Genomic DNA, 24468 nt, shown 5'->3' on the forward strand with positions numbered 1-24468 from the left:
GGCCGGGTTTTTTGCTTCTACAGATTAAATCCTCGCTGCCTCCCCTCCCCCGCAATGCCCGTCTACACTCGAAACATTCCCCGTGCCATAACGAGACCGTTATGCCCAGATTGCCGACCGTGTTACTGCTGTCGCTGCTGACCTGGACCGCAACGGCTGGCGCGTTGACTCTCACCGATGAAGAGCGTGGCTGGCTGGCGGACCACCAAGAGTTGCGCCTGGGCGTCGACGCCTCTTGGCCACCCTTTGAATACCGCGATGAAGATGGTCGCTACCAGGGCCTGGCCGCTGATTATGTGCGGCTGATGCAGGATCGCCTTGGCGTCAGGATAAAACTGATCGAGCCGGTGAACTGGAGCGCCGTGCTGGAACAGGCCCGCAACAACCAGCTCGACCTGCTGCCGGGCATCATGTCCACACCGGAACGCCAGGGTTTCCTGTCGTTTACCCGGCCTTATCTCGACTTCCCCATCGTCATCCTCGCCCACGAAGGCGGCCCGCAACCACGCAGCCTCAAAGACCTGTACGGGTTGAAGGTGGCCGTGGTGGAAAACTACGCGCCCCATGAACTGCTGCGCACTCACCACCCGGACCTCAACCTGGTGGCCATGCCCAATGTCAGCGCTACGCTGCAGGCCCTGGCCACCGACAAGGTCGACGCCGTAGTGGGCGATCTGGCGTCCAGCGTGTGGAGCCTGCGTCAACTCAAGCTGGAAGGCCTGTACATCAGCGGCGAAACGCCTTACCGCTATCAGTTGGCCATGGGCGTACCCAAGGACGACAAGATGCTGGTGGGCATCCTCGATAAAGTCCTGGCCGACATCAGCCCGTCTGAGACCGAGGCCATCCAGCAGCGCTGGGTCGGCAACGTCATCGACCACCGCACGCTCTGGACGGATGTGCTGCTCTACGGGTTGCCTGCCGTGCTGTTGCTGAGCATCGTGCTGGCCGTGGTTATCCGGATCAATCGTCGGCTCAGCTCGGAAATTTCCCGCCGGGTCGCCCTCGAACAGGAACTGCGCAGCAGCGAATACCACTATCGCGGCCTGGTGGAGAGCCTTTCCGCGATCGCCTGGGAAGCCAGCATCAGCGATTTCACCTACAGCTACGTGTCGCCCCACGCCGAGGAACTGCTGGGTTACCCCCGTGCCCACTGGCTGATCCCGGGCTTCTGGCGCAACATCATCCACCCCGCGGACCTGACCCGCACCGAATCCTATTGCTACGCCGAAACCCGGGCCAACCGCGACCACAGTGTCGACTACCGGGTGATCACCGCCGATGGACGCTGCCTGTGGGTGCGGGACATCGTCAGCCTGATCGAACACGGCCACGAGCCCGTGCTGCGCGGCCTGATGATCGACATCAGCGAAGCCAAGCGCACCGAGGAAGCGTTGCAGCTTTCGGAACAGAAATTCGCCTCTGTGTTCCAGCAATGCCCGGACATCCTGGTCATCGCCCGGCTGTCGGACGGCTGCCTGATGGAGGTCAATAAGGCATTCGAAGACCAGATCGGCCTGAGCGCCGAAGCAGTCGTAGGAAAAACCGCCACTGAACTGAATATCTGGGGCATCCAGGGCGTAGGCCCCGGCCTGCTGCAACGGGTACAGACCACCAGCATCCGCAACCTGGAAATGCCCTTCCTGCGCAGCAACGGCCAGGCCTTCACCGGACTGATCTCCGCCGAACCCTTTCAACTGGATACCACCGAAGCCCTGGTCGTGGTGGTGCGTGACATCACCCAGCTGAAAGAAACCCAGCAGCGACTGCAGACCTCCGAAGAGAAATTCGCCAAGGCCTTTCATGCCTCTCCCGACGGCCTGCTGTTGTCCCGCCAAAGCGACGGTTTGCTGATTGAGGTCAACGAAGGATTCAGTCGAATTACCGGCTTCAACAGCGTGATGTCGCTGGACCAGTCAACCCTGGACCTCGGGATCTGGGTCGACCTGAACGAACGCAAAGATATGTTGGAGCGACTGCAACGGGATGGATTTGTCCGCGACTTTGTCTGCCACATCCGCCGCAGCGACGGCGAAATTCGCCTGTGTGAAGTCTCCAGCCGCCCGCTGCCCATCGGCGACGACGACTGCATGCTGACCATCGCCCGGGACATCACCGAACGCCAACTGATGCAGGAAAAACTGCAACAGGCCGCCACCGTGTTCGAGAGCACGGCCGAAGGCGTACTGATCACCGACACCCGGCAAAATATCAGCGCCGTGAACCGCGCCTTCAGCGAGATCACCGGCTACAGCGAAGCCGAGGCCCTCGGCCAAACCCCGCGCCTGCTTGCCTCGGGCCTGCACGACAGCGCCTTCTACGCGGCCATGTGGCACCAACTGACGGCCAACGGCCACTGGCAAGGCGAGATCTCCAACCGGCGCAAGAGCGGCGAGCTGTACCCCAGCTGGCTGACCATCAGCGCCGTGCGCAACCGCGAGGAGTCGATCACCCACTTCGTCGCCGTGTTTGCCGACATCTCCAGCCTCAAGCACGCCCAGGCGCGCCTCGATTACCAGGCCCACCACGACCCGCTGACCGGCCTGCCCAACCGCACCCTGTTTGAAAGCCGCCTGCAAGCCGCCCTCAACAACCAACAGGAAACCGGCAGCCAGGGCGCCGTGCTGTTCCTCGACCTCGACCGCTTCAAACACATCAACGACAGCCTCGGCCACCCGATTGGCGACTTGCTGCTCAAGGACATCGCCGTTCGCCTCAAGGACCAACTGCGAGACGTCGACACCGTCGCGCGCCTGGGCGGTGACGAATTCATCATCCTGCTGCCCGGCCTGCAACAAGCCAGCGACGCCGAACACCTGGCCAATAAGCTGCTGGCCTGCTTCACTCCACCGTTCCAGGCGGGCGAGCATGAGTTCTTCATCAGCGCCAGCATCGGCACCAGCCTGTACCCACGGGACGGCAACGACGTCGCCACCCTGGTCAAAAACGCTGACGCCGCCATGTACCGCTCCAAGGCCAAAGGCCGCAACCGCGTCGAAAGCTACACCCAGGACCTCACTGCGCAAGCCAACGAGCGCGTGGCCCTGGAACACGAACTGCGCCGAGCGATCGAGCGCGACGAATTGTCTCTCTATTACCAGCCGAAACTCAGCCTCGACACCCAACAACTGATCGGCGCCGAAGCCCTGATTCGCTGGCGCCACCCCACCTTCGGCGAAGTGCCGCCCGAGCACTTCATTGCCCTGGCCGAAGAGAACGGCATGATCCTGCAGATTGGCGACTGGGTACTGGAGCAGGCCTGCCGACAGATGCACGACTGGCGAGAAATTTTTGATGACTTCGGCCCGCTGTCCGTCAACCTGGCGGGCGCGCAACTGCGTCACCCCAACCTGCTGGCGCGCATCGAGCAACTGCTGCGGGACAACCGCCTGGAGCCTGGCTGCCTGCAACTGGAGATCACCGAAAACTTCATCATGAGCCAGGCCGAAGAGGCGCTGGAGGTGCTGCACCAGCTCAAGCATCTGGGCGTGCAACTGGCCATTGATGACTTCGGCACCGGCTATTCGTCCCTCAGCTACCTGAAACGCCTGCCGCTGGACTTCCTGAAGATCGACCAATCCTTCGTCCGTGGCCTGCCCGACGACCCACACGATGCGGCGATCGTGCGCGCCATTATTGCCCTGGGGCACAGCATGCAATTCACCATCATTGCCGAAGGTGTGGAAACGCCGGCCCAGCAAGCGTTTCTGGCGGCTGAAGGTTGTGAGCAGATGCAAGGCTACATCGTCAGCCTGCCGCTGCCGCCGGACCTTTTCGCCGCTACGTTCCTTCGTATGAGCGTTTCGGACTTTTCGGATGGCACAGCGAAGAAACCATCGCTATAATCCGCGGCCTACTGAGGGCCTATAGCTCAGTTGGTTAGAGCAGGGGACTCATAATCCCTTGGTCGTAGGTTCGAGTCCTACTGGGCCCACCATCTTGAAAGCCGCGCATTGCGCGGCTTTGTCGTTTCTGGCGCGCGTGAGTCGTGCAGCAATGAAACATTAGTTAGTTGTCCCGAACGGCTACGGCACTGACCATGATTCCCAGTCAACGCCAATTCAGCACGAGGGAAACTTGTTCCATGCATCAGCAAAAACGCTCGCCGCGCAACGCAATCCACATCCTGGGCCTGCGTGCCACAGCCGCCGTCGCAATCACCCTCGCCACCTTGAGCGGCGCACAAGCCGCCCCCGCCGCCACTGAATCCATCAAGGCATTCAAGCTCTGCACCGGCGCCGACAACAATTCGCACGTACTGGAAGGCACCATCGACCAGAGCATGCGCAATGACGTGACCGCCATTCACTTCAAGCAAACGGCGGCGCATTCCTCGTATAGCTGGCATAACGACCCGGAGCCACAGTACGTCATGACGCTGTCCGGCACCCTGGCGTTCGTGACACGCGGCGGTGAGAAGTTCACGTTGCATCCGGGTGAAGTACTGATCGCCGAAGACAACACCGGCACAGGGCATCGCTGGAATCTGGTGGACGATCAACCGTGGCGGCGAGGGTACGTGGTGCTGAAGCCGGGCGCGCCGGATTCATTTATCCCGAACGATGCTGCCGCTGCGAAGGTGTGCAAGGGGTCGTAGTCTCGCTGATCACACCTCCTCGAATAAAAGAAAGACTTACGCTTTGCGGTGTAAGCCTTTTTTGTACTGCGTGCTCTACCGGCCCGTTATCAAACGGAAAGTTCGCGCAAAGCCGCCGTCGCCAGGAACCCAGAGCGCGAGGCATAGCGATGGTCTTTTTGCACTCGCTCATCGATACGATTCAAAAGTTGCTCAGGCAGTGAGGCGTTGAACCTGACTGACTTGCCCAGGTAAGGAGTGAGATCAAAGTCGATCACCGCCCACACGCCACCCGCAAAGTCCGGATTCTCCAAATGGACGTCGACCTCTCTAGCCTGAGGAAGCCGCTCCTCATCAGCAACCAATCCCTCGAGGTGCAGCGCTAAAGCTTCGCGGACATTATCCAGAGCTTCGGAAAAGGTTGTGCCCGCAGAAAAGCAACCTGGCACGTCCGGGACGGTCACGCTGTAATCTGAATCAGCGTCTTTGTGTATCACCACTGGAAATTTCATTTTTCCTCCTTTGAATGAGCCGCAGCGGGATCATTCACCACATAACCTACGGTCATCACTTCAGGCCTGCTGATTTCAAAATGCTGTGCAAGGTCCCCTTGGCTATCTCTGTTTAGGATGAGGAACCGTCACCCGGCCGGGCTTGGTTGAGTGCTTGAATTGATGGTGACTGCCTTTCGCCGCCACCTCAAACCATCCATCCGCCATCAGCAAGTCAATTACCTCTCTGCTTCTCATCGCGCCCGCTCCACAGTGTGTATCTTACACACCGAAGGTATCCTGCAGCATCTTTTATACACACAGGACACACCAATGAAAAAAGCCCGCTCATTTCTGAACGGGCTCATGCGAAGAATATGATGACGACGCCTATCGCCGCTTCGCCAGCGAACTAATGTCAGTTTTTGTGCCTTGACTGACTCTCAGCTTACCAACGCATTAACAATGACTTGCGCCGTACCTAGCAACGGCGCATCCCCTCTAAACGCCCCAATTACCTGCAACCCCACCGGCAACTCCCCTTCCCCACGCATCACCGGTACATTCACCTGCGGCAAGCCAAACGCGCCCCAGAACTTGATGAAGTCCGACGGGCCCGTGGTCGCCAACCCCACCGGCGCCAGCATCCCGCAGGAAACACTCAACATCGCATCAAACGGCTGGCAGATTTGCGCAAGCTGCGGGGCCAGTTGTACCAAGCGGGCCTTGGCTGCCGACTCCTGCTCCCAACTCGTCGTCTGGGCGCGCTCGATCATGGCCAACGTCGAGTCGCTGAGTAGTTCGGGATGAGACTGAAACTCCTTGGCCAATGAACGGGCACCTTCGCAATCGTTGATCAACTGGTGATCGTCGAATACTCCGTCGAACGCTTCAGGCAACACGACCTCACTGACAAGAGGCCCCAACCGTGCAACCGCTCGTTCAATAGCCTCGGCCACCAACGGCTGCACATCCGACCAGCGAGAGGTACGGCAGAAACCAAGCCGCAAGGGCCGACGCCCCGCCTCAACAGCCGGAAACCCAGGGATCAACACCCGCGCCACCCGCTCAAGATCACGCACCGAACGGCCATACCAACCCACGGTATCGAAGCTCGGCGCCAGGGGTTTCACGCCTTCTAGCGAGACCAGTCCAAACGACGGTTTGAAGGCATACAACCCGCAATAAGCGGCTGGCTTGAGCAGCGACCCAGCCGTCTGGGTACCCAACGCCAACGGGAAAAACCCGGCCGCCATCCCCGCCGCGGAACCCGCGCTGGAGCTACCCGGCGTGCGGGACAGATCGAGCGGATTACGCGTCGGCCCTGTGTGCATGTAGGCAAATTCGGTGGTGTGGGTCTTGCCCATGATGATCGCGCCCGCCTGTCGTAGCAGCGTCACCACATGGGCATCCCGCGATGGACGATTACCCAGGTAAATCGGCGAATAGAATTCCGTTGGGTGGTCGGCGGTATCAAAGATGTCCTTGACCCCCACGGGCAAGCCCGCCAGCGGACCGGAACAGCCTTCAAGCTGCAACGCCTGCTCGCGCACCGCCTCAGCGTCGAAGGATACAAACGCCTGGATATCTGGTTCGTCGACACCTATGCGCGCAAGAAAGTGTTCAGCAACCAAAGCCGGCGTAATCGCCCCCGAACCCACCGCCACGGCGATGCCCGTTGCATCCAGGCCATTCATCAAAGCGCCCTCATTTGGCAAACAACTGCCCAATGTCCTTGAACGCCTTGAACTCCAGCGCGTTGCCGCACGGGTCAAACAGAAACAACGTCGCCTGCTCGCCCACCTGGCCTTTGAAACGAATATGCGGTTCCAACACAAACTGGGTATTGCGCGCCTGCAAACGCTCCGCCAACGCATGCCAATCATCCCAACTCAACACCACGCCAAAATGCGGCACCGGCACGTCGTGACCGTCTACCGCATTGGTGTGCGCCGCCTCTTGAGAAGCGGTTTTCGGATGCTCATGAATCACCAATTGATGCCCGAAGAAGTCGAAGTCGACCCAGTGATCACTGGCTCGTCCCTCCTCCAACCCAAACACCTCGCCATAAAACTGCCGCGCTGCCGCCAGGTCGAATACCGGAATTGCCAGGTGAAAAGGAGCCAGTGCCATCAGGTTTAACCTCTATGGGTATTAAGTCCTTGCGAGTCTAGCCTTGCCGTAACCGATGGAAAGACGATAATTTTCGCAGCGAGCTCAAATTATTTTGATCAATCGAGACGCCCATGCTGCGGGAACTGAAAACCTTTATCGCCGTTACCCGCCATGGCACGTTCGCCGCAGCGGGCATGCATATCGGGCTGACGCAATCGGCGGTGAGTGCGCAGATCCGTCAGTTGGAGCAGGTGCTCGGCGTGCAGTTGTTCGACCGAACCGGGCGCCAGGCCACGCTGAACGCGGCGGGGATCCGCGCGCTGCCGCTGGCCAGGGAGATTCTCGAGACGTTCAACCGCATGGCTGTGCCGGTGGATGCCAATGAGTACAGGGGCGAGTTGAAGGTCGGCGCCATCACCACCGCCCAGACCGGCCTGCTGCCCCAGGCCCTGGTGCGCCTGCGACAGGCGGCGCCGACGGTGGAGTGCAAGTTGGTGCCGGGGGTTTCCCTGGAGTTGCTCAGCCAGGTGGACGCCGGCGAGCTGGATTCGGCGATCATCATTCGCCCACCCTTTGACTTGCCCAAGGAACTGCACGTGCAACTGCTGCGCAGGGAGCCGTTTGTGTTGATCGCGCCGCTGACGGTCGAGGGGGATGACCCGCTGCAACTGCTCGCCGCTCATCCTCACGTGCGCTACGACCGGGCTTCGTTTGGCGGGCGGCTGGTCAGTCGCTTTCTGCGGGATCAGCGGCTGGACGTGCAAGTGGCGCTGGAACTGGACGAGATCGAGGCGCTGGTCAAAATGGTCGAATGCGGCCTGGGCGTTTCACTGGTTCCCCACGCCGGACTATGGCTGGACCGATCCCCGCAGGTGCGTGTCATCCCGCTGGGCGAGCTGACCTTTAACCGGGAAATCATCTTGCTGAGCCGCTACAGCCAGCGCAACCTTCCGGTGCCACAACTCTTTGCCCGATGCCTGCTGGCAGACACGATCTAAGACGCAAAAAAAAGCCGCACATCCATGCGGCTTTTTCACGCCCTATTTCTTGGGCAACGCGTAGGCAATCACATAATCCCCACGGTCCGGCGACTGTCGCGCGCCGCCAGCGGTGAGCACGATGTACTGCGTGCCGGTCTTGGGCGACACGTAGGTCATCGGCCCCGACTGGCTACCCACCGGCAGCCGTGATTTCCAGATCTCGTTGCCGTTGCCGGTGTCGAAAGCGCGCAGGTAGAAGTCCTGGGTGCCAGCAAAAAACAGCAAGCCGGACTGGGTGGCCAGGGACGCGCCGAGGGTCGGCATGCCAATTGGAATCGGCATGTGCATGCGGATGCCCAGCGGCCCGGTGTCTTCAACCGTGCCCACCGGCACTTGCCACATCAGCTTGTGGGTTTTCAGGTCGATGGCCGACAGGGTGCCGAACGGCGGCTTCTGACACGGAATGCCCGCCGCCGAGAGGAAGCGCTCGCGCATTGCACCGAACGGCGTACCTTCTTGCGGCACCACGCCCATTTCGATGCCACTGGCACCGGCGGCGATCTTGTCGCGCGGGATCATGTAGTTGGCCAAACCCAGGCGCATGTCGTTGACGAACATGTAGTGGGTGTTCGGGTCCACTGACACGCTGCCCCAGTTCATCCCCCCCAGCGAACCCGGGAATTGCAGCGCGCGGTCCAGGCCTGGCGGCGTATAGACGCCCTGGTGGCGCATGCCCTTGAACTGGATGCGGCACATCAACTGGTCAAACGGCGTGGCGCCCCACATGTCGGATTCGGTCAGTTGCTGATTGCCGATCGAAGGCATGTCCACCGAGAACGGCTGGGTCGGCGAATAGCGTTCGCCGGGCACATTGCCCTGGGGCACCGGACGCTCTTCAACCCGGGCGATGGGCACGCCGGTTGCGCGGTTGAGCAGGAAGATTTCACCTTGCTTGGTGACTTGGGCCAGTGCCGGTTGCACGCCGCCGTTGCCATCCGGAATGTCGTAGAGCAGCGGCTGTGCCGGCAGGTCGAAGTCCCACAGGTCGTGGTGAGTGGTCTGGAAGTGCCAGCGCACCTGGCCGGTCTTCACGTCGATGGCGACGATGGAGGAGCTCCACTTGTCGTCATAGGCGGTACGTTCACCGGCGAAGAAGTCCGGGGTGGCGTTACCGGTGGGCAGGTAGACCAGGCCGAGCTTGGCGTCGTAGGACATGGCCGACCACACGTTCGGCGTGCCACGGGTATAGGTCTCCCCCGCTGGCGGGCGTTTGGTGGTGTTCGGGTTACCCGGATCCCAGGCCCACACCAATTCACCGCTGCGCACGTCAAAGGCGCGCACCACGCCTGGCGGTTCGCCGGTGGAGAAGTTGTCTGCCACACGCCCGCCCACGATCACCACATTGCCCGCCACCAGTGGCGTCGAGGTTTGCTGGTAATAACCGGGCTTCACTTCGCCCATGTCGGTCTTCAGGTCGACGGTGCCGTGGTCGCCGAAGTCTTCGCAAGGCGCGCCGGTTTCAGCATTGATCGCAATCAACCGGGCATCGCCGGTCGGCAGAAACAGACGTTTCACACAGGCTTTGGCGCCGGCGGGTTGCTCGCTGGCACTGCTGTCGAAATAACCCAGGCCACGGCAACGCTGCCAGTTGGGGCCGCTGCCCTGGGGGTCGAATTTCCAGCGTTGGGCACCGGTATCGGCGTCCAGGGAAAACACTTTGCCGTAGGCGGTGCACACGTAAACGCTGTCACCGATCTGCAGCGGGGTGTTCTGGTCTTCGGCACCGGCGCCATTGCTCTCGGGGATGTCGCCGGTGTGGAAGGTCCAGGCCACCTGCAACTTGTCGATGTTGCCTTTGTTGATCTGGTCCAGCGCGGCAAACCGATTGCCGGCGGTGGTGTTGCCCCAGTGGGCCCAGTCTTTTTGCTCGGTGCCCGGCGTTACCGCAGTCACCGCAGGCTCACTGCTGGCCTTGACCACGTGGGTCGGTACAAACATGTACGCCAGGGTGGCGACCACGCCCAGGCCCAGCAGCCCGGCAACGCCATAGGCGCCGCGCCCGGGTGTCGATCCGGAAGCGCGGGCGAGCTGGGGATAAATCAGCGCGACTACCAGGCCGATGACGGCGAAGGTCAGGACTCGCGAAACCAACGGCCAGTATTCCAGACCGGTATCCCACACCGCCCAGATCGCAGTCAGCACCAATGCCACGGCGTACAGCCATGCGCCCTGAGGCCGGCGCTTGGCGATCAGCACACCAGAGACCAGCATCGCCAGGCCCATCAGCAGGAAATACCAACTGCCGCCCAACACTACGAGGTAACCGCCACCGCCTGCCAAACCCAGGCCGATCAAGGCGATCAGCAGGCCCAGCCCAACCAGCAACCATCTGCTGCCGGTGGCAGCCCCAAAGTTATTCATCGCGCAAACGTCCTTCCTGTATACCTAACGCAAAATAATGTACCAAACAGTTACTTTTCACAATCTGGCACAAAATAATGTGTTCGATCAGCGGCGAAAAATAAATTCCCGGCCGTGCGGGCAGTATCGCCAGGACCGAGCCTGTAACATGCTCGCCCATTGATGCCCGCGCCGGAGAACACCTTGCCCGCCTCTCACCCTCCCGTCCTCGATGAAATCGATCGCCAGTTGATCGCCGCCTTGCAGATCAACGCGCGTGAAAGCGTGGCCATGCTTGCCCGGCAACTGGGCATCGCGCGCACCACCGTCACCTCACGCCTGGCGCGCCTGGAAAAAACCCAGGTGATTACCGGCTATGGCGTGCGCCTCAGCCAGCGGGTGGTGGATGGTGGTTTGCAGGCCTACGTGGGGATCACCGTGCAACCGCGCTCCGGCAAGGAAGTGCTGCGCAGGATCAGTACCATGGCGCAGGTTCAGCAGTTATGTGCGGTAAGCGGCGAGTTCGATTACGTGGCCTGGCTGCGCACCGATTCGCCGGAACAGCTGGATCAACTGCTGGACCAGATCGGCAGCGTCGATGGCGTGGAGAAGACCACCACCTCGATCATCCTCAGTAACAAACTGGATCGCGGACAACCAATCTGACCAGCAATCTCGTCATTCTGACTAAAAACAATTCAATCCGACGACACATTGCGTCTTATTAACGAACGCTACGCTCCCTAGAATGGCTGCCATCTTTTCCTATACTCAGCGGGTCGCGCCCCGCCGAGCCGCCAGCAAGGTCAGCCATGAGCATTCCTTCCAGCACCATCAGCAAGACCAATCGCCACCCCGCCACCGGTAAAAAGCCGATCACCATCTTTGGCCCGGACTTCCCGTTTGCCTTTGATGACTGGATCGAACATCCGGCGGGCCTGGGCAGCATTCCGGCGGCCAACCACGGCGCCGAAGTGGCGATCGTCGGCGCCGGGATTGCCGGGCTGGTGGCCGCCTATGAGCTGATGAAGCTCGGCCTGAAACCCGTGGTGTATGAAGCCTCGAAAATGGGTGGCCGCCTGCGCTCCCAGGCGTTCGAAGGCGCCGAAGGCATCATCGCGGAACTGGGTGGCATGCGCTTCCCGGTGTCCTCCACCGCGTTCTACCACTATGTGGACAAGCTCGGGCTGGAGACCAAACCCTTCCCCAACCCGCTGACGCCGGCTTCCGGCAGCACGGTCATCGACCTCGAAGGCCAGACGCACTACGCACAGAAACTCGCTGACCTTCCTGCACTGTTCCAGGAAGTGGCTGACGCCTGGGCCGACGCCCTGGAAGCCGGCTCGCAGTTCGCCGATATCCAGCAAGCCATCCGCGACCGTGACGTACCGCGCCTGAAAGAGCTGTGGAATACGCTGGTTCCGTTGTGGGACGACCGCACCTTCTACGACTTCGTGGCGACCTCCAAAGCGTTCGCCAAGTTGTCCTTTCATCACCGCGAAGTGTTCGGCCAGGTCGGTTTCGGCACCGGCGGCTGGGACTCGGACTTCCCCAACTCGATGCTGGAAATCTTCCGCGTGGTGATGACCAACTGCGACGATCACCAGCATCTGGTGGTCGGCGGCGTCGCCCAAGTGCCCATGGGCATCTGGCGCCATGTGCCGGAGCGTTGCGCCCACTGGCCCGAAGGCACCAGCCTCAGTTCCTTGCACAACGGCGCGCCACGGGCCGGGGTCAAGCGCATTGCCCACGCGCCGGACGGCCGTTTCGCCGTCACCGACAACTACGGTGACACCCGCGAATACGCCGCCGTGCTGACCACCTGCCAGAGCTGGCTGCTGACCACCCAGATCGAGTGCGACGAAACCCTGTTCTCGCAAAAGATGTGGATGGCCCTGGACCGCACCCGCTACATGCAGTCGTCGAAGACCTTCGTGATGGTCGACCGGCCATTCTGGAAGGACAAGGATCCGGAAACCGGCCGCGACCTGATGAGCATGACGCTGACGGATCGCCTGACCCGCGGCACCTATCTGTTCGACAACGGTGACGACAAGCCGGGGGTGATCTGCCTGTCCTACTCCTGGATGAGCGATGCGCTGAAAATGCTTCCGCAACCCATCGAAAAACGCGTGAAACTGGCTCTGGATGCGCTGAAGAAGATCTACCCGAAAGTCGACATCGCCGCGCGGATCATCGGCGACCCGATCACCGTGTCATGGGAAGCCGACCCGCATTTCCTCGGCGCTTTCAAAGGCGCACTTCCCGGTCACTATCGCTACAACCAACGGATGTACGCGCACTTCATGCAGAAGGACATGCCGGCGGAGCAACGCGGTATTTTCATCGCCGGTGACGACGTGTCCTGGACCCCGGCGTGGGTTGAAGGCGCCGTGCAAACCTCGCTGAACGCGGTGTGGGGCATCATGACTCACTTCGGTGGCAGCACTCACCCGCAGAACCCGGGGCCGGGGGATGTGTTCGACGAGATCGGGCCGATCGCACTGCCCGAGTAAGGAGTTGCCCATGCGTGTTGCCCTGTATCAATGCCCACCTTTGCCGCTGGACGTGGCCGGTAATCTCAAGCGCCTGCATCAGTTGGCGCAAGAGGCCACCGACGCCGACCTGCTGGTACTGCCGGAGATGTTTCTCACCGGCTATAACATCGGCGTGGAAGCGGTCGGCGCCCTGGCTGAAACCCAGGACGGCCCATCCGCACAGTCCATCGCCGCGCTGGCGAAAAACTCGGGCGTGGCGATTCTGTATGGCTATCCGGAGCGCGGTGCAGACGGGCAGATCTACAACGCCGTGCAACTGATCGACGCCAATGGCCAGCGCCTGTGCAACTACCGCAAGACCCACCTGTTTGGCGACCTCGACAACTCGATGTTCAGCGCTGGGGACGATGATTTTCCGCTGGTGGAATTGAACGGCTGGAAGCTGGGTTTCCTGATTTGCTATGACCTGGAATTCCCGGAGAACACCCGGCGCCTGGCGCTGGCCGGGGCGGAGTTGATCCTGGTGCCGACGGCCAATATGGTGCCCTTCGATTTCGTCGCCGATGTGACCGTGCGGGCGCGGGCTTTTGAAAACCAGTGTTATGTGGCCTACGCCAATTACTGCGGGCAGGAAGGCGAGATCCAGTATTGCGGGCAAAGCAGCATCGCCGCGCCGGATGGCCAGCGGATTGCCCAGGCCGGTCTGGATGAAGCGCTGATCGTGGGCACACTCGATCGGCAGTTGATGGTCGACTCACGCGCGGCCAATCGCTACCTGCTGGACCGTCGTCCCGAGCTTTATGGGGCGTTGCACAAGCACTGATCCCGGCTGCTTTGCGCTAGCATAGGCACTTCCTACGTTTCGGAAGTGCTCATGCCTGCGCCGGCCCACCCTCATCACCTTCAATTGACCCTGGCCAGCGGCCTGCGGGTTTCCTTGCATCATGCGCCGCGCTTGAAGCGCGCCGCGGCTGCCTTGCGCGTTGCAGCGGGCAGCCACGATGTACCCCTGGCGTGGCCGGGACTGGCGCATTTTCTTGAGCATTTATTGTTCCTGGGCACCGGACGTTTTCCTGCAAGCGACGGGCTGATGGCCTACGTCCAGCGTCAGGGCGGGCAGGTGAATGCCAGCACCCGCGAGCGCACTACCGACTTTTTCTTTGAGGTGCCTGTTTCGGCATTTGAAGCCGCACTGGAGCGCCTGGGGGACATGCTCGCCCATCCGCGCCTGGCCCTGGAAGACCAGTTGCGTGAGCGCGAAGTATTGCAGGCGGAGTTTATTGCCTGGTCGCAAGATGCCACGGCGCAACAGCAACAAGCGTTGCTGGGAGGTGTTGCGGCGGGTCATCCGTTGCGCGCGTTTCATGCGGGCAACCGGGATAGCTTGGCGGTAGAGCGTGAGGATTTTCAGCAGGCCTTGCGGGATTTTTATGAAGGTTTCTATCATTCCGGGCAGATGACCTTGAGCCTTGCGGGCCCTCAGTCGCTGGTGGAGCTGGAGGCATTGGCGCATCAGTTTGGCGCTGCGCTGAAGACTGCACCTCTGCGGCGACAGACGCCGGCGCCAGCGTTGCTGGCCGGCAATCAACGTACTTATCAACACACCGATGAACACCACTGGCATCAGGTGGTTGTGAGCGAGGCTTCCCCTGAGGCGCTGGATTTCCTCTGCCTGTGGCTGAACACTTCGGCGCCCGGCGGGTTGCTCGCCGAGTTGCAGTCGCGGCAGTTAGTCAGCGCCATTAACGCAACGGCGCTGTATCAATTTGCCGGACAGGCGTTGCTGGATATCAAGTTCACCCTGGACACTCAGGGTGCGCAGCAGACGACACTGATCGAAGAACTGCTGCACGACTGGCTGAGCTTTTTCGCACACAGTGACTGGGCGCCCCTGCGGGAAGAGTACGCCTTGCTGCTTGCTCGCAAACAACAGGTCAGTGGTGCCCTGGCATTGGCCCGGCAGGCCAACGAACTCGTCCTGTCCGAGCAAAGCGCCAGCTCCCTCAAGACCCTGCTGGACTCGCTGCAATTGCCGCCGTCCCGGCACGCCTGGCAACTGCCGCCCACCAATCCGTTCCTGCAGCCGGCAGCCAGGGAAGAGCGCCCGGGGCTGATTCGCGGGCAAACCAGCGCCCATCGCGGCCTGCGCACGTTCGCCCAGGATCGCTCCCGTGGGCGGAAGGATCTTTCGGCGCTGACCTTCAGCCAGGCCTTGCCAGGTGACACAGATGAAGGCGCGCTCTACCTGCGCTGGCATCTGGATTCGCCGCTGGATGCAGAGCTTTTCCCACGGCTGCGTGAGAACGCCAGCCAGGCTGGCGTTCAGTTGTCTTTCGAGACAATCGGCGGTCACTGGCAGCTGAAGATGGTAGGGCTGCACGAACCCATGCCCGCGATATTGGAGGAAGTGGCACGCGAGCTGACCCGGCTCGGCGAAAATGCCGGAGCGTCATCCTCCCCGGCGCCGGCAATGGCGATCCGGCAGTTACTCAAGGCATTGCCCGGGTATTGCGCCGACACCCCAGCTGCACAACAGGTTGCTGGGCGAGACCGATGGTCAACCGCTCGCTGGCAAGGGCTCGCCGTGGGGCTGCCCGCCGCCTGCGAGACGGCGATAAAAAGTGCAGCCGGGAAACTGCCCGGCCAACCCCAAGCGGCTATCAGCAAACTGCCGTCAATCAGCAGCCAGCATCGTTGGCACGAAGTCAGGACCGATTCCAGCGACGCCGCGTTGCTGCTGTTCTGCCCGACACCCACACGTTCCTTGGCGGACGAGGCTTGCTGGCGCCTCCTCGCACATCTGGTGCAAGCGCCGTTCTACCAGCAACTGCGTGTTGAGCTTCAATTGGGCTACGCGGTGTTCAGCGGCATCCGACAGTACAACGGGCAAACCGGCCTGCTGTTTGGGGTGCAATCCCCAAGCGCGTCTCTTGCGCAAATACTTGATCACCTGCAGGCGTTCCTGAAGCAACTGCCCGCGCTGATCAACGCCAGCGAACTGCCGAACGATCTGGCCCGGCAATTTTCCCTCGACGCCCTACCCACTTCCCAAGCCGCTGAACTGCTCTGGCACGCGCACTTGGCAGGCCACCCGTCGGATTACATCCAGCAGCTGCAAGATTTCATCCAGACCCGCACCCGTGAGGATTTAATGGTAGCTGCACAGCAACTCAATGCTGCTGCAGGCGGATGGTGCTGTGTGGCCAATGGCGCTTGTGCCGCCGGCTCCTGGCAACGATCTGGCTGATCATTGCCGCTTCGGTAAAAGGCTTTTTCCCGCAGGACAGCGCTATCTTCAAAAGAAGTACGTAACATTCACATGCACACATCTGAACATCTCCGCTTGGAGGTGGACTATATGTATTACTTGGTAGTAAACGTCCCTTCCCTTCGTAGGAGTAAGAACATGACTTGGTCCAAACCTGCTTACACTGATCTGCGTATCGGCTTTGAAGTCACCATGTACTTTGCCAGCCGCTGATTGGCTTTGTATCGCAATGCAACGCCTCGGCTCGCCCGGGGCGTTTTTATTTTTGAGTTGTGTGTAATGGAGCGGCCATGTTTGTCCAGATTCTAGGTTCCGCCGCCGGCGGTGGTTTCCCGCAATGGAACTGCAACTGCGTGAACTGTGCAGGTTTTCGCGACGGCAGCCTGCGGGCCGAGGCGCGTACCCAGTCGTCCATCGCGATTTCCGATGACGGCGTGAACTGGGTGCTGTGCAACGCCTCACCAGATATCCGCGCCCAGCTTCAAGGCTTCGCCCCGATGCAACCGGGCCGCGCGCTGCGGGATACCGGCATCAGCGCGATCATCCTGATGGACAGCCAGATCGACCACACCACCGGCCTGCTCAGCCTGCGCGAAGGCTGCCCGCACCAGGTGTGGTGCACCGACATGGTCCATGAAGACCTGAGCACCGGCTTCCCGCTGTTCACCATGCTGACCCACTGGAACGGCGGCCTGGCCTGGAACCGCATCGAGCTGGACGCCAGCTTCACGATCCCCGCCTGCCCCAACCTGCGCTTCACACCATTGCCGCTGCGCAGCGCGGCACCGCCCTACTCGCCTCACCGATTCGACCCACACCCGGGCGACAACATCGGCCTGATCGTCGAAGACCTGCGCACCGGCGGCAAGCTGTTCTATGCGCCGGGCCTGGGCAAGGTTGACGCACCGTTGCTGGAAATAATGGCCGGCAGCGATTGCCTGCTGGTGGACGGCACGATGTGGGACGACGACGAAATGCAGCGCCGTGGCGTCGGCACCCGCACCGGTCGCGAGATGGGCCACCTGGCACAAAACGGCCCCGGCGGCATGCTGGAAGTGCTGGAGCAGTTGCCCAAGCAGCGCAAGGTGCTTATCCACATCAACAACACCAACCCGATCCTGGATGAAGACTCGCCCGAGCGAGCCGAGCTGCTGCGACGCAATGTGGAAGTGGCGTACGACGGCATGAGCATTGAATTGTAGGAGCGAGCCAAATGACTGACACACCGCTGACCACCGCCGAGTTCGAACAGGCCCTGCGCGCCAAGGGCGCCTTCTACCATATCCATCACCCGTATCACGTGGCGATGTACGAAGGCCGCGCCACCCGCGAGCAGATCCAGGGCTGGGTCGCCAACCGTTTTTATTACCAGGTGAACATTCCCCTCAAGGACGCCGCGATCCTGGCCAACTGCCCGGACCGGGAGATTCGTCGTGAGTGGATCCAGCGCCTGCTGGATCACGACGGCGCTCCCGGCGAAGACGGCGGCATTGAAGCCTGGTTGCGCCTGGGACAGGCCGTCGGCCTCGACCCGGATCAACTGCGCTCCCAGGAGTTGGTACTGCCGGGCGTACGATTTGCGGTAGACGCCTACGTCAACTTCGCCCGCCGGGCCAGCTGGCAGGAAGCCGCCAGCAGTTCCCTGACCGAGTTGTTCGCCCCGCAGATCCACCAGTCGCGCCTCGACAGCTGGCCCCAGCATTACCCATGGATCGACCCCGCCGGCTACGAGTATTTCCGCACCCGCCTGGGCCAGGCTCGCCGGGATGTGGAGCACGGTCTGGCCATCACCCTGCAGCACTACACCACCCGCGAAGGCCAGGAGCGCATGCTGGAAATTCTCCAGTTCAAACTGGACATTCTTTGGAGCATGCTCGATGCAATGAGCATGGCTTATGAACTGAAACGCCCGCCGTATCACAGCGTGACCGATCAGCGTGTATGGCATAAGGGGATCACCCTATGAGCTTCGATCGCAGCAAAAAACCGACCTGGCGCCAGGGCTATCGTTTCCAGTACGAACCGGCGCAAAAAGGCCATGTGCTGCTGTACCCGGAAGGCATGATCAAGCTCAACGACAGCGCCGCCTTGATCGGTGGCTTGATCGACGGCGAGCGCGATGTCAGCGCAATCATCGCCGAGTTGGACAAGCAGTTCCCTGGCGTGCCCGAGCTCGGTGAAGACATCGAGCAATTCATGGAGGTTGCCCGTGCTCAGCACTGGATCGAACTTGCCTGACCTGCCACCCAAGCCGGAAATCGGCCTGCCGCTCTGGTTGCTGGCCGAGCTGACCTACCGCTGCCCGCTGCAATGCCCGTACTGCTCCAATCCGCTGGATTTTGCCGAGCAGGGCAAGGAACTGAGCACGGAACAGTGGATCAAGGTATTTCGTGAAGCCCGGGAAATGGGCGCTGCGCAACTGGGGTTTTCCGGCGGTGAGCCGCTGGTGCGCCAGGACCTCGCCGAACTGATCGCCGAGGCGCGCAAGCTGGGTTTCTATACCAACCTGATCACATCCGGCATCGGCCTCACCGAGCAGAAGATCAGCGACTTCAAGAAGGCCGGCCTGGACCATATCCAGATCAGTTTCCAGGCCAGTGACGAGCAAGTGAACAACTTGCTGGCCGGCTCGAAAAAAGCCTTCGCGCAAAAACTCGAAATGGCCCGGGCAGTGAAAGCCCATGGCTACCCGATGGTGCTGAACTTCGTCACCCATCGGCACAATATCGACAAGATCGACCGCATCATTGAGCTGTGCATTGCCCTGGAAGCGGACTTTGTCGAGCTTGCCACCTGCCAGTTCTACGGCTGGGCCCAGCTCAATCGGGTCGGCCTGTTGCCGACCCAGGAACAGCTGGTGCGCGCCGAACGCATCACCAACGAATACCGCGCCAAGCTCGAAGCCGAAGGCCACCCGTGCAAGCTGATATTCGTCACGCCGGATTACTACGAGGAACGCCCGAAAGCCTGCATGAATGGCTGGGGCAGCATCTTTCTGACAGTAACGCCGGACGGTACTGCCCTGCCGTGCCACGGAGCCCGACAGATGCCGGTGCAATTTCCCAATGTGCGCGACCACAGCATGCAACACATCTGGTACGACTCGTTTGGCTTCAACCGCTTTCGCGGCTACGACTGGATGCCCGAGCCGTGCCGTTCATGTGACGAGAAGGAAAAGGACTTCGGTGGGTGCCGCTGCCAGGCGTTCATGCTGACCGGGGATGCCAGCAATGCTGACCCGGTGTGCAGCAAATCGGAGCATCACGGCATGATCCTCCAGGCCCGCGAAGAAGCGGAGCACGCCACCCAGACCATCGAGCAACTGGCCTTTCGCAATGAGCGCAACTCACGGCTGATCGCGAAAGGCTGAGGTCTTTTAGCGTTTGGCGATGATGTACACCGCGTGCACGATGCCGGGAATGTAACCGCACAAGGTCAGCAGGATGTTCAGCCAGAACGCGCCAGCGAAACCCACTTGCAGGAACACACCCAGTGGCGGCAGCAGAATGGCGATGATGATGCGAATGATATCCATGGGTTCAGCTCCAGAAAATCGGCTCGTGTGAGCCGTACAAGCTAATCGACCTTGGCCGTTGGTAAGGGTTCAGTGGGATCTGGCACTCAGCCATCGTCTAATTCGCGGACAAAAAAACGCCCCCAGCCAAAAGAATCAGGCTGGAGGCGCCGCGTATACCGCGAGACGGTTCAGGAAATATGGGGCTTAAACGGCAATGCCCTTGCGGCATTGCAGCTGTGCAGTGCGCACCCGGGAGAAGGCACGGGCCAGGCGCAGGAGCATTTCGTCGACGTTGCTTTTGCTCAATGTGAGCGCCGGGGTGAAGCGCAGGCAATCGGGTTGCGGCGCGCTCAGGATCAGGCCTTCACTGAGCGCGGCCTTTACCACGGCATCTGCCGAATCCTCCGACAGAGTCAGTCCCCACATCAGGCCCTGGCCGCGCAGTTCACCCTGGTCATAGCGATGCGCCAGGCGGGCAAGCCCTTCGCCCAGGTAAGTGCCGACCTCGCAGACGTGTTCAAGAAATCCGTGGTTCAGCACCGTATCAAGCACCGCCACACCGGCGGAAGCCATCAGCGCGTTGCCGTGGTGGGTGCCTTCCAGCTCACCCAGCTCAAAACAACACGCTTTGCCCCGTGCCAGCAACGCCGCCAGCGGCACACCGCCCCCCAAGCCCTTGCCCAGGGTGATGATGTCGGCGCGAACGCCATAGTGCTGTTCGGCGAGCAACGTGCCACAACGGCCGGTGCCGGTTTGCACTTCATCAAGGATCAACAGAATTCCCAGCTCACGGCACAGACGTTCGACACCCTTGAGGTAATGCTCGGTCGCGGGAATGACGCCGGCATCGTTCTGGATCGGTTCCAGCATGATTGCCACGGTTTGCGCATCCACCGCCGCGTGCAGCGCCGGCAGGTCGTTGAACGGCACGTGGCTGAATCCCGGCAACTGGGGCTCAAAACGGTTTTCACTGGCGGCTGCCGAGGCTGACATCGCGGCAAAGCTGCGGCCATGGCAACCGTTGCTCGCGGTGATGATGCGATAGGCGCCACCACGGTGCAGTTGGCCCCATTTGCGCGCCAGCTTGATGGCCGCTTCGCAGGCTTCGGCGCCGCTGTTGAGCAGGTAGGCCTGGTCGCTGCCGGTGCGATGGCACAGGCGGTCGGCGAGGTTCAGTTGAACGCGGTTGTGCAGGCTGTTACCGGGATTGATCAGCGATTGGGCCTGATCGGCCAGCGCCTTGGTCACTGCCTGTGGGCTATGGCCCAGGCTGTTGGCGCCGCCACCCTGGCTGAAGTCGAGATAGGCGCGGTCTTCGCTGTCCCACAGCCAGGAGCCCTGGCCGCGTACAAACACCTGGGGCGGGCGGGCCACACTGGGCATCAGGCAATCGCTGGAAAGATCGTCTCGCAGAGCCGGGGTCTTCGCCTCGAGGATCAGATCATCCAGGCTGGGGGCGGGGCGACGCAGGTTGAACAGGTTCATGGATGAACCTCTTTGGCAATCGCACCTTGGTCGGTATTACCGATAAACCCATGGCGGAGGTTTTTTGCCTTGCCTATGCAAACACCGTCAACATAAACACTACTCATCGTGCTTTCCGGCCCTGTAAGCCCTGTGAATAGGCGCTAGACTAGGCGCCTTGGGGGCACTCGGCCATTTCGATTTTCCAGCATTTTCGATAAGCATTACTTATGGATTTCAAACAACTGCGTTATTTCGTCGCGGTGTACGAAGAAGGCCATGTGGGGCGGGCAGCGGAGCGCCTGTCGATCTCCCAGCCAGCTTTGTCGCAGCAGATTCGCCAGCTCGAGCAAAACCTTGATGTGAGCCTGTTCGAACGCAGCAGCAAGCGCCTGCTGCCGACCCTCGCCGCCCACACTTTGTATAACCACGCCCTGCCCTTGCTCGACGGTATGCAGCACGCGGTGGAAGCACTGCGCAACTTCAAGGGCCAGGCACTGCGCACCTTGGCGATCGGCGTGCTGCAAACCGTGCACACCAGCCTGGTGCCGCAGATGCTCGAACGAGTACGCAAGGCCCAGCCGCACCTGGTCGTACAGATCTACGAGCTGACCGGGATGGAAATCGAACGCCGGCTGCTCAACGGCTCGCTGGATATCGGCATCAGCTACCTGCCGCCACGCCAGCCGGGGCTGCACGGCGTGCTGCTGTATGAAGATGAACTGAAGGTGGTCATCCCGGCTGATCACCCGCTGCGGGAATTCAAGAAAGTCTCCCTGAAGCAAGCCGCCGAGTTACCCATGTTGCTGCTGGGGGAAGAGTTTCAGGTGCGCCAGATATGGCAAGGTCAATTGGCCAACCTGGGCCGACGCCCGCAAGTGCAGGCCGAGTTGAATACGATGGCGGGGATTCTCGACAGCCTGCCCCACACCAAGCTGGCGACGGTGCTTCCCGGACGCTCCCAGGATGAACACAACAGCAAGGCGTTGCTGTGGAAACCCTTGAGCGAACCACGGGTGCCGTTGAAAGTGGGGTTGGTGTGCCGGGATGTGCAGCGCCAGCAGGCGACGCTGGAATTGTTGCGCACGCTGCTGGAAGACGTGATGAACGCGCCCGCCTGACTTTTTCGCAGGCAAAAGAAAACCCCGCCGAAGCGGGGCTTTGCAGACTGTTTCCCTGACATCCATTTCACTCCGCCTTCCTGGCAGAATCCTACGTGTCCGTGTTGTTGCTTTGCGCTTCCTGCGCGACGTCCATGTGAAGTAGATTATCCGTGGATCCAATTTGGCGATAGAGGACGAATAGCAGCACGTCATGTAAGAGAATGCTTACACGCCCTCCAAGTCCTTAGAACAGTGCTTCATCCAGCAAGAACAGCGATTCGCTACCGGCTTTTACCGAGGCGCTGAGGGACGCGATCCGCGGCAGCAAGCGCGCAAAGTAGAAACGCGCGGTGCCCAGCTTGCTCGCGTAGAAGTCTTCCTGAGCCTCTTTACCCAGAGCCGCCTTGGCCATCAGGGCCCACATGTAGGCATAAGCCATGTAGCCGAACGCGTGCAGGTATTCCACGGATGCCGCGCCGATTTCATTCGGGTTGGATTTGGCGCGGTCCAGCAGCCAGGCGGTCAGTTCGTCCAGGTCATCCACGGCCGCGTTCAGCGGCTTGGTGAATTCGGCCAGTTCGGCGCCGGCAGTGGCGGTGAAATGGCGGATCTCATCAGCGAACAGCTTGTAGAACGCTCCACCGCTACCGACGATCTTGCGTCCCACCAGGTCCAGGGCCTGAATGCCGTTGGTGCCTTCGTAGATCTGGGTGATGCGCACATCACGCACCAGTTGCTCCTGGCCCCATTCGCGAATGTAGCCGTGGCCGCCGAAAATCTGCTGGCCGTGCACGGTGGTTTCCAGGCCCAGGTCGGTCAGGAACGCCTTGGCAACCGGGGTCAGCAGAGCAACCAGATCGTCCGCGCGTTTGCGGACGGTGGCGTCTTCGCTGAACTTGGCGGTGTCGAGCTGCATCGCCACATAGGTGGAGAACGCACGGCCACCTTCGTTCGAGGCTTTCATGGTCAGCAGCATGCGCCGCACGTCCGGGTGGACGATGATTGGGTCAGCGACCTTGTCCTTGGCTTTCGGACCGGTTGGCGAACGGCTTTGCAGGCGGTCGCGCGCATATTCGATAGCGTTCTGATAAGAGCGCTCACCGGAGGCCAGGCCCTGGATGCCCACACCCAGGCGCTCGTAGTTCATCATGGTGAACATCGCGGCCAGGCCACGGTTAGGCTCGCCCACGAGGTAGCCCACGGCTTCGTCGAAGTTCATCACGCAGGTCGCAGACGCCTGGATGCCCATCTTGTGTTCGATGGAGCCGCAGGTCACCGGATTGCGCGCCCCCAGGCTGCCGTCGGCATTGACCATGAACTTGGGCACCAGGAACAGCGAAATACCCTTGGGACCCGCCGGTGCGTCCGGCAGCTTGGCCAGCACCAGGTGGATGATGTTCTCGGTGAGGTCGTGCTCGCCACCGGTGATGAAGATCTTGGTGCCGCTGACCTTGTAGGAACCGTCTGCCTGAGGCTCGGCCTTGGTCCGAATTATCCCCAGGTCAGTGCCGGCATGAGGTTCGGTCAGGCACATGGAACCGGCCCACACGCCGGAGTACATATTCGGCAGATAAGTGGCCTTGAGCTCTTCACTGGCGTGGGTGTTGATCGACACGCAGGCGCCGGAGGTCAGCATCGGGTAGAGGCCGAAGGCCAGGCCCGAGGAGTTGATCATCTCTTCTACCTGGGCCGACACTGCCTTGGGCATGCCCATGCCGCCGTACGCCGGGTCGCCGCCAACACCTACCCAACCGCCTTCAGCGTAGGTTTTGTAGGCGTCCTTGAAGCCAGCCGGGGTGAAGACCGCGCCATTCTCCCAGCGGCAGCCTTCTTCGTCGCCGCCGCGGCTGAGCGGGGCGACGGTCTTGGAGGTGACTTTGCCGGCTTCTTCGAGGATTGCCTCAACGGTCTCGGCGTCGACGGTTTCCGCCAGCGCGGGCAGTTGGGCCCAGAGTTTGGCGACCTCGAAAACTTCGTTGAGGACGAAGCGCATATCGCGCAGCGGCGCTTTGTAGTCAGCCATGGCAAACCTCGTGAGAACTTTAACGTTATTCGG

The 24468-nt window shown here is 61.1% G+C and carries 20 protein-coding genes, 1 tRNA gene and 1 pseudogene; 14 read left to right on the plus strand and 8 right to left on the minus strand.

Going from position 1 to position 24468, the window contains the following annotated elements; translation table 11 throughout:
- Window positions 1-101 precede the first annotated feature (101 nt).
- From HX815_RS06530 to HX815_RS06540, 3 genes are all read left to right on the plus strand, one after another.
- Complete coding sequence (locus HX815_RS06530) at window positions 102-3845, plus strand: bifunctional diguanylate cyclase/phosphodiesterase (RefSeq protein ID WP_102370019.1); 3744 nt, start codon at window positions 102-104, stop codon at window positions 3843-3845.
- Window positions 3846-3860: 15 nt separating this feature from the next.
- Window positions 3861-3937: transfer RNA gene (locus HX815_RS06535), tRNA-Ile, on the plus strand.
- A 147-nt stretch (window positions 3938-4084) separates the two neighbouring features.
- Window positions 4085-4597 (plus strand): hypothetical protein, encoded by a 513-nt coding sequence (locus HX815_RS06540; RefSeq protein WP_177027972.1) that lies wholly within the window; start codon window positions 4085-4087, stop codon window positions 4595-4597.
- Window positions 4598-4686: 89 nt separating this feature from the next.
- Here HX815_RS06540 and HX815_RS06545 read toward each other — a convergent pair whose 3' ends face one another.
- The 4 genes and pseudogenes from HX815_RS06545 to HX815_RS06560 all read right to left on the minus strand — a co-directional run bounded on the left by HX815_RS06545 (window position 4687) and on the right by HX815_RS06560 (window position 7200).
- Complete coding sequence (locus HX815_RS06545) at window positions 4687-5088, minus strand: type II toxin-antitoxin system HicB family antitoxin (RefSeq protein ID WP_003211020.1); 402 nt, start codon at window positions 5086-5088, stop codon at window positions 4687-4689.
- A 55-nt stretch (window positions 5089-5143) separates the two neighbouring features.
- Window positions 5144-5325 (minus strand): annotated as a pseudogene (locus HX815_RS31885) (type II toxin-antitoxin system HicA family toxin).
- 185 nt (window positions 5326-5510) lie between these two features.
- Window positions 5511-6764, minus strand: coding sequence for an amidase (locus HX815_RS06555; protein WP_177027973.1), 1254 nt, complete (start codon window positions 6762-6764; stop codon window positions 5511-5513).
- Window positions 6765-6774: 10 nt separating this feature from the next.
- Window positions 6775-7200, minus strand: coding sequence for a VOC family protein (locus HX815_RS06560; RefSeq protein WP_003211024.1), 426 nt, complete (start codon window positions 7198-7200; stop codon window positions 6775-6777).
- A 113-nt stretch (window positions 7201-7313) separates the two neighbouring features.
- Between HX815_RS06560 and HX815_RS06565 the strand changes: the two genes are divergently transcribed.
- Complete coding sequence (locus HX815_RS06565) at window positions 7314-8180, plus strand: LysR family transcriptional regulator (protein ID WP_003211026.1); 867 nt, start codon at window positions 7314-7316, stop codon at window positions 8178-8180.
- 42 nt (window positions 8181-8222) lie between these two features.
- Here HX815_RS06565 and HX815_RS06570 read toward each other — a convergent pair whose 3' ends face one another.
- Window positions 8223-10583, minus strand: coding sequence for a glucose/quinate/shikimate family membrane-bound PQQ-dependent dehydrogenase (locus HX815_RS06570; protein ID WP_177027974.1), 2361 nt, complete (start codon window positions 10581-10583; stop codon window positions 8223-8225).
- A 162-nt stretch (window positions 10584-10745) separates the two neighbouring features.
- On the opposite strand from HX815_RS06570, the gene HX815_RS06575 reads away from it, so the two are divergent.
- The 9 genes from HX815_RS06575 to pqqE all read left to right on the plus strand — a co-directional run bounded on the left by HX815_RS06575 (window position 10746) and on the right by pqqE (window position 19698).
- Entirely contained in the window at window positions 10746-11228 is a 483-nt protein-coding gene (locus HX815_RS06575) for an Lrp/AsnC family transcriptional regulator (protein WP_134327417.1), read from the plus strand.
- Window positions 11229-11395: 167 nt separating this feature from the next.
- Window positions 11396-13078, plus strand: a complete 1683-nt coding sequence (locus HX815_RS06580) for an NAD(P)/FAD-dependent oxidoreductase (RefSeq protein WP_032899288.1) — start codon at window positions 11396-11398, stop codon at window positions 13076-13078.
- Between the two features lie 10 nt (window positions 13079-13088).
- Window positions 13089-13883 carry a carbon-nitrogen hydrolase family protein gene (locus HX815_RS06585; protein ID WP_003211036.1) on the plus strand — a complete coding sequence of 265 codons (795 nt, stop codon included), beginning with the start codon at window positions 13089-13091 and terminating at the stop codon, window positions 13881-13883.
- Between the two features lie 51 nt (window positions 13884-13934).
- A complete protein-coding gene (pqqF, locus tag HX815_RS06590) occupies window positions 13935-16307 on the plus strand; it encodes a pyrroloquinoline quinone biosynthesis protein PqqF (RefSeq protein WP_177027975.1) in 2373 nt (790 codons plus the stop codon).
- A gap of 159 nt (window positions 16308-16466) precedes the next feature.
- A complete protein-coding gene (gene pqqA / locus HX815_RS06595) occupies window positions 16467-16541 on the plus strand; it encodes a pyrroloquinoline quinone precursor peptide PqqA (RefSeq protein ID WP_003194766.1) in 75 nt (24 codons plus the stop codon).
- A 77-nt stretch (window positions 16542-16618) separates the two neighbouring features.
- Window positions 16619-17530: a pyrroloquinoline quinone biosynthesis protein PqqB gene (pqqB, locus tag HX815_RS06600; RefSeq protein ID WP_003211040.1), complete on the plus strand. Its 912-nt coding sequence runs from the start codon at window positions 16619-16621 to the stop codon at window positions 17528-17530.
- An 11-nt stretch (window positions 17531-17541) separates the two neighbouring features.
- Window positions 17542-18294, plus strand: a complete 753-nt coding sequence (gene pqqC / locus HX815_RS06605) for a pyrroloquinoline-quinone synthase PqqC (RefSeq protein WP_003211042.1) — start codon at window positions 17542-17544, stop codon at window positions 18292-18294.
- Window positions 18291-18566 (plus strand): pyrroloquinoline quinone biosynthesis peptide chaperone PqqD, encoded by a 276-nt coding sequence (gene pqqD / locus HX815_RS06610; RefSeq protein ID WP_003211043.1) that lies wholly within the window; start codon window positions 18291-18293, stop codon window positions 18564-18566. Before pqqC ends, pqqD begins: the two co-directional genes overlap by 4 nt.
- Window positions 18559-19698 carry a pyrroloquinoline quinone biosynthesis protein PqqE gene (gene pqqE, locus HX815_RS06615; protein ID WP_008434380.1) on the plus strand — a complete coding sequence of 380 codons (1140 nt, stop codon included), beginning with the start codon at window positions 18559-18561 and terminating at the stop codon, window positions 19696-19698. The genes pqqD and pqqE overlap by 8 nt, the downstream gene beginning before the upstream one ends.
- Before the next feature lie 6 nt (window positions 19699-19704).
- Here the strand turns inward: pqqE and HX815_RS06620 are convergent, their stop codons facing one another.
- Entirely contained in the window at window positions 19705-19863 is a 159-nt protein-coding gene (locus HX815_RS06620; RefSeq protein ID WP_003211049.1) for a YqaE/Pmp3 family membrane protein, read from the minus strand.
- A gap of 186 nt (window positions 19864-20049) precedes the next feature.
- Window positions 20050-21330, minus strand: a complete 1281-nt coding sequence (locus HX815_RS06625; RefSeq protein ID WP_177027976.1) for an aspartate aminotransferase family protein — start codon at window positions 21328-21330, stop codon at window positions 20050-20052.
- 209 nt (window positions 21331-21539) lie between these two features.
- Between HX815_RS06625 and HX815_RS06630 the strand changes: the two genes are divergently transcribed.
- Complete coding sequence (locus HX815_RS06630) at window positions 21540-22430, plus strand: LysR family transcriptional regulator (protein ID WP_003211052.1); 891 nt, start codon at window positions 21540-21542, stop codon at window positions 22428-22430.
- A 226-nt stretch (window positions 22431-22656) separates the two neighbouring features.
- Here the strand turns inward: HX815_RS06630 and HX815_RS06635 are convergent, their stop codons facing one another.
- Complete coding sequence (locus HX815_RS06635; protein ID WP_102604398.1) at window positions 22657-24435, minus strand: acyl-CoA dehydrogenase C-terminal domain-containing protein; 1779 nt, start codon at window positions 24433-24435, stop codon at window positions 22657-22659.
- Window positions 24436-24468 lie beyond the last annotated feature (33 nt).

Source organism: Pseudomonas sp. E6002, from assembly GCF_013385565.1.
Taxonomy (GTDB): Bacteria; Pseudomonadota; Gammaproteobacteria; order Pseudomonadales; family Pseudomonadaceae; genus Aquipseudomonas.

Excerpts from the sequence above, each read along its gene's own strand:
- HX815_RS06625 (WP_177027976.1), bottom strand. The coding sequence starts at position 21,330 with ATGAACCTGTTCAACCTGCGTCGCCCCGCCCCCAGCCTGGATGATCTG.
- HX815_RS06545 (WP_003211020.1), bottom strand. The coding sequence starts at position 5,088 with ATGAAATTTCCAGTGGTGATACACAAAGACGCTGATTCAGATTACAGC.
- HX815_RS06620 (WP_003211049.1), bottom strand. The coding sequence starts at position 19,863 with ATGGATATCATTCGCATCATCATCGCCATTCTGCTGCCGCCACTGGGT.
- HX815_RS06565 (WP_003211026.1), top strand. The coding sequence starts at position 7,314 with ATGCTGCGGGAACTGAAAACCTTTATCGCCGTTACCCGCCATGGCACG.
- HX815_RS06570 (WP_177027974.1), bottom strand. The coding sequence starts at position 10,583 with ATGAATAACTTTGGGGCTGCCACCGGCAGCAGATGGTTGCTGGTTGGG.
- HX815_RS06630 (WP_003211052.1), top strand. The coding sequence starts at position 21,540 with ATGGATTTCAAACAACTGCGTTATTTCGTCGCGGTGTACGAAGAAGGC.
- HX815_RS06540 (WP_177027972.1), top strand. The coding sequence starts at position 4,085 with ATGCATCAGCAAAAACGCTCGCCGCGCAACGCAATCCACATCCTGGGC.
- HX815_RS06560 (WP_003211024.1), bottom strand. The coding sequence starts at position 7,200 with ATGGCACTGGCTCCTTTTCACCTGGCAATTCCGGTATTCGACCTGGCG.
- pqqF (WP_177027975.1), top strand. The coding sequence starts at position 13,935 with ATGCCTGCGCCGGCCCACCCTCATCACCTTCAATTGACCCTGGCCAGC.
- pqqC (WP_003211042.1), top strand. The coding sequence starts at position 17,542 with ATGACTGACACACCGCTGACCACCGCCGAGTTCGAACAGGCCCTGCGC.
- pqqD (WP_003211043.1), top strand. The coding sequence starts at position 18,291 with ATGAGCTTCGATCGCAGCAAAAAACCGACCTGGCGCCAGGGCTATCGT.
- HX815_RS06530 (WP_102370019.1), top strand. The coding sequence starts at position 102 with ATGCCCAGATTGCCGACCGTGTTACTGCTGTCGCTGCTGACCTGGACC.
- HX815_RS06635 (WP_102604398.1), bottom strand. The coding sequence starts at position 24,435 with ATGGCTGACTACAAAGCGCCGCTGCGCGATATGCGCTTCGTCCTCAAC.
- pqqB (WP_003211040.1), top strand. The coding sequence starts at position 16,619 with ATGTTTGTCCAGATTCTAGGTTCCGCCGCCGGCGGTGGTTTCCCGCAA.
- HX815_RS06585 (WP_003211036.1), top strand. The coding sequence starts at position 13,089 with ATGCGTGTTGCCCTGTATCAATGCCCACCTTTGCCGCTGGACGTGGCC.
- HX815_RS06575 (WP_134327417.1), top strand. The coding sequence starts at position 10,746 with ATGCCCGCGCCGGAGAACACCTTGCCCGCCTCTCACCCTCCCGTCCTC.
- HX815_RS06555 (WP_177027973.1), bottom strand. The coding sequence starts at position 6,764 with ATGAATGGCCTGGATGCAACGGGCATCGCCGTGGCGGTGGGTTCGGGG.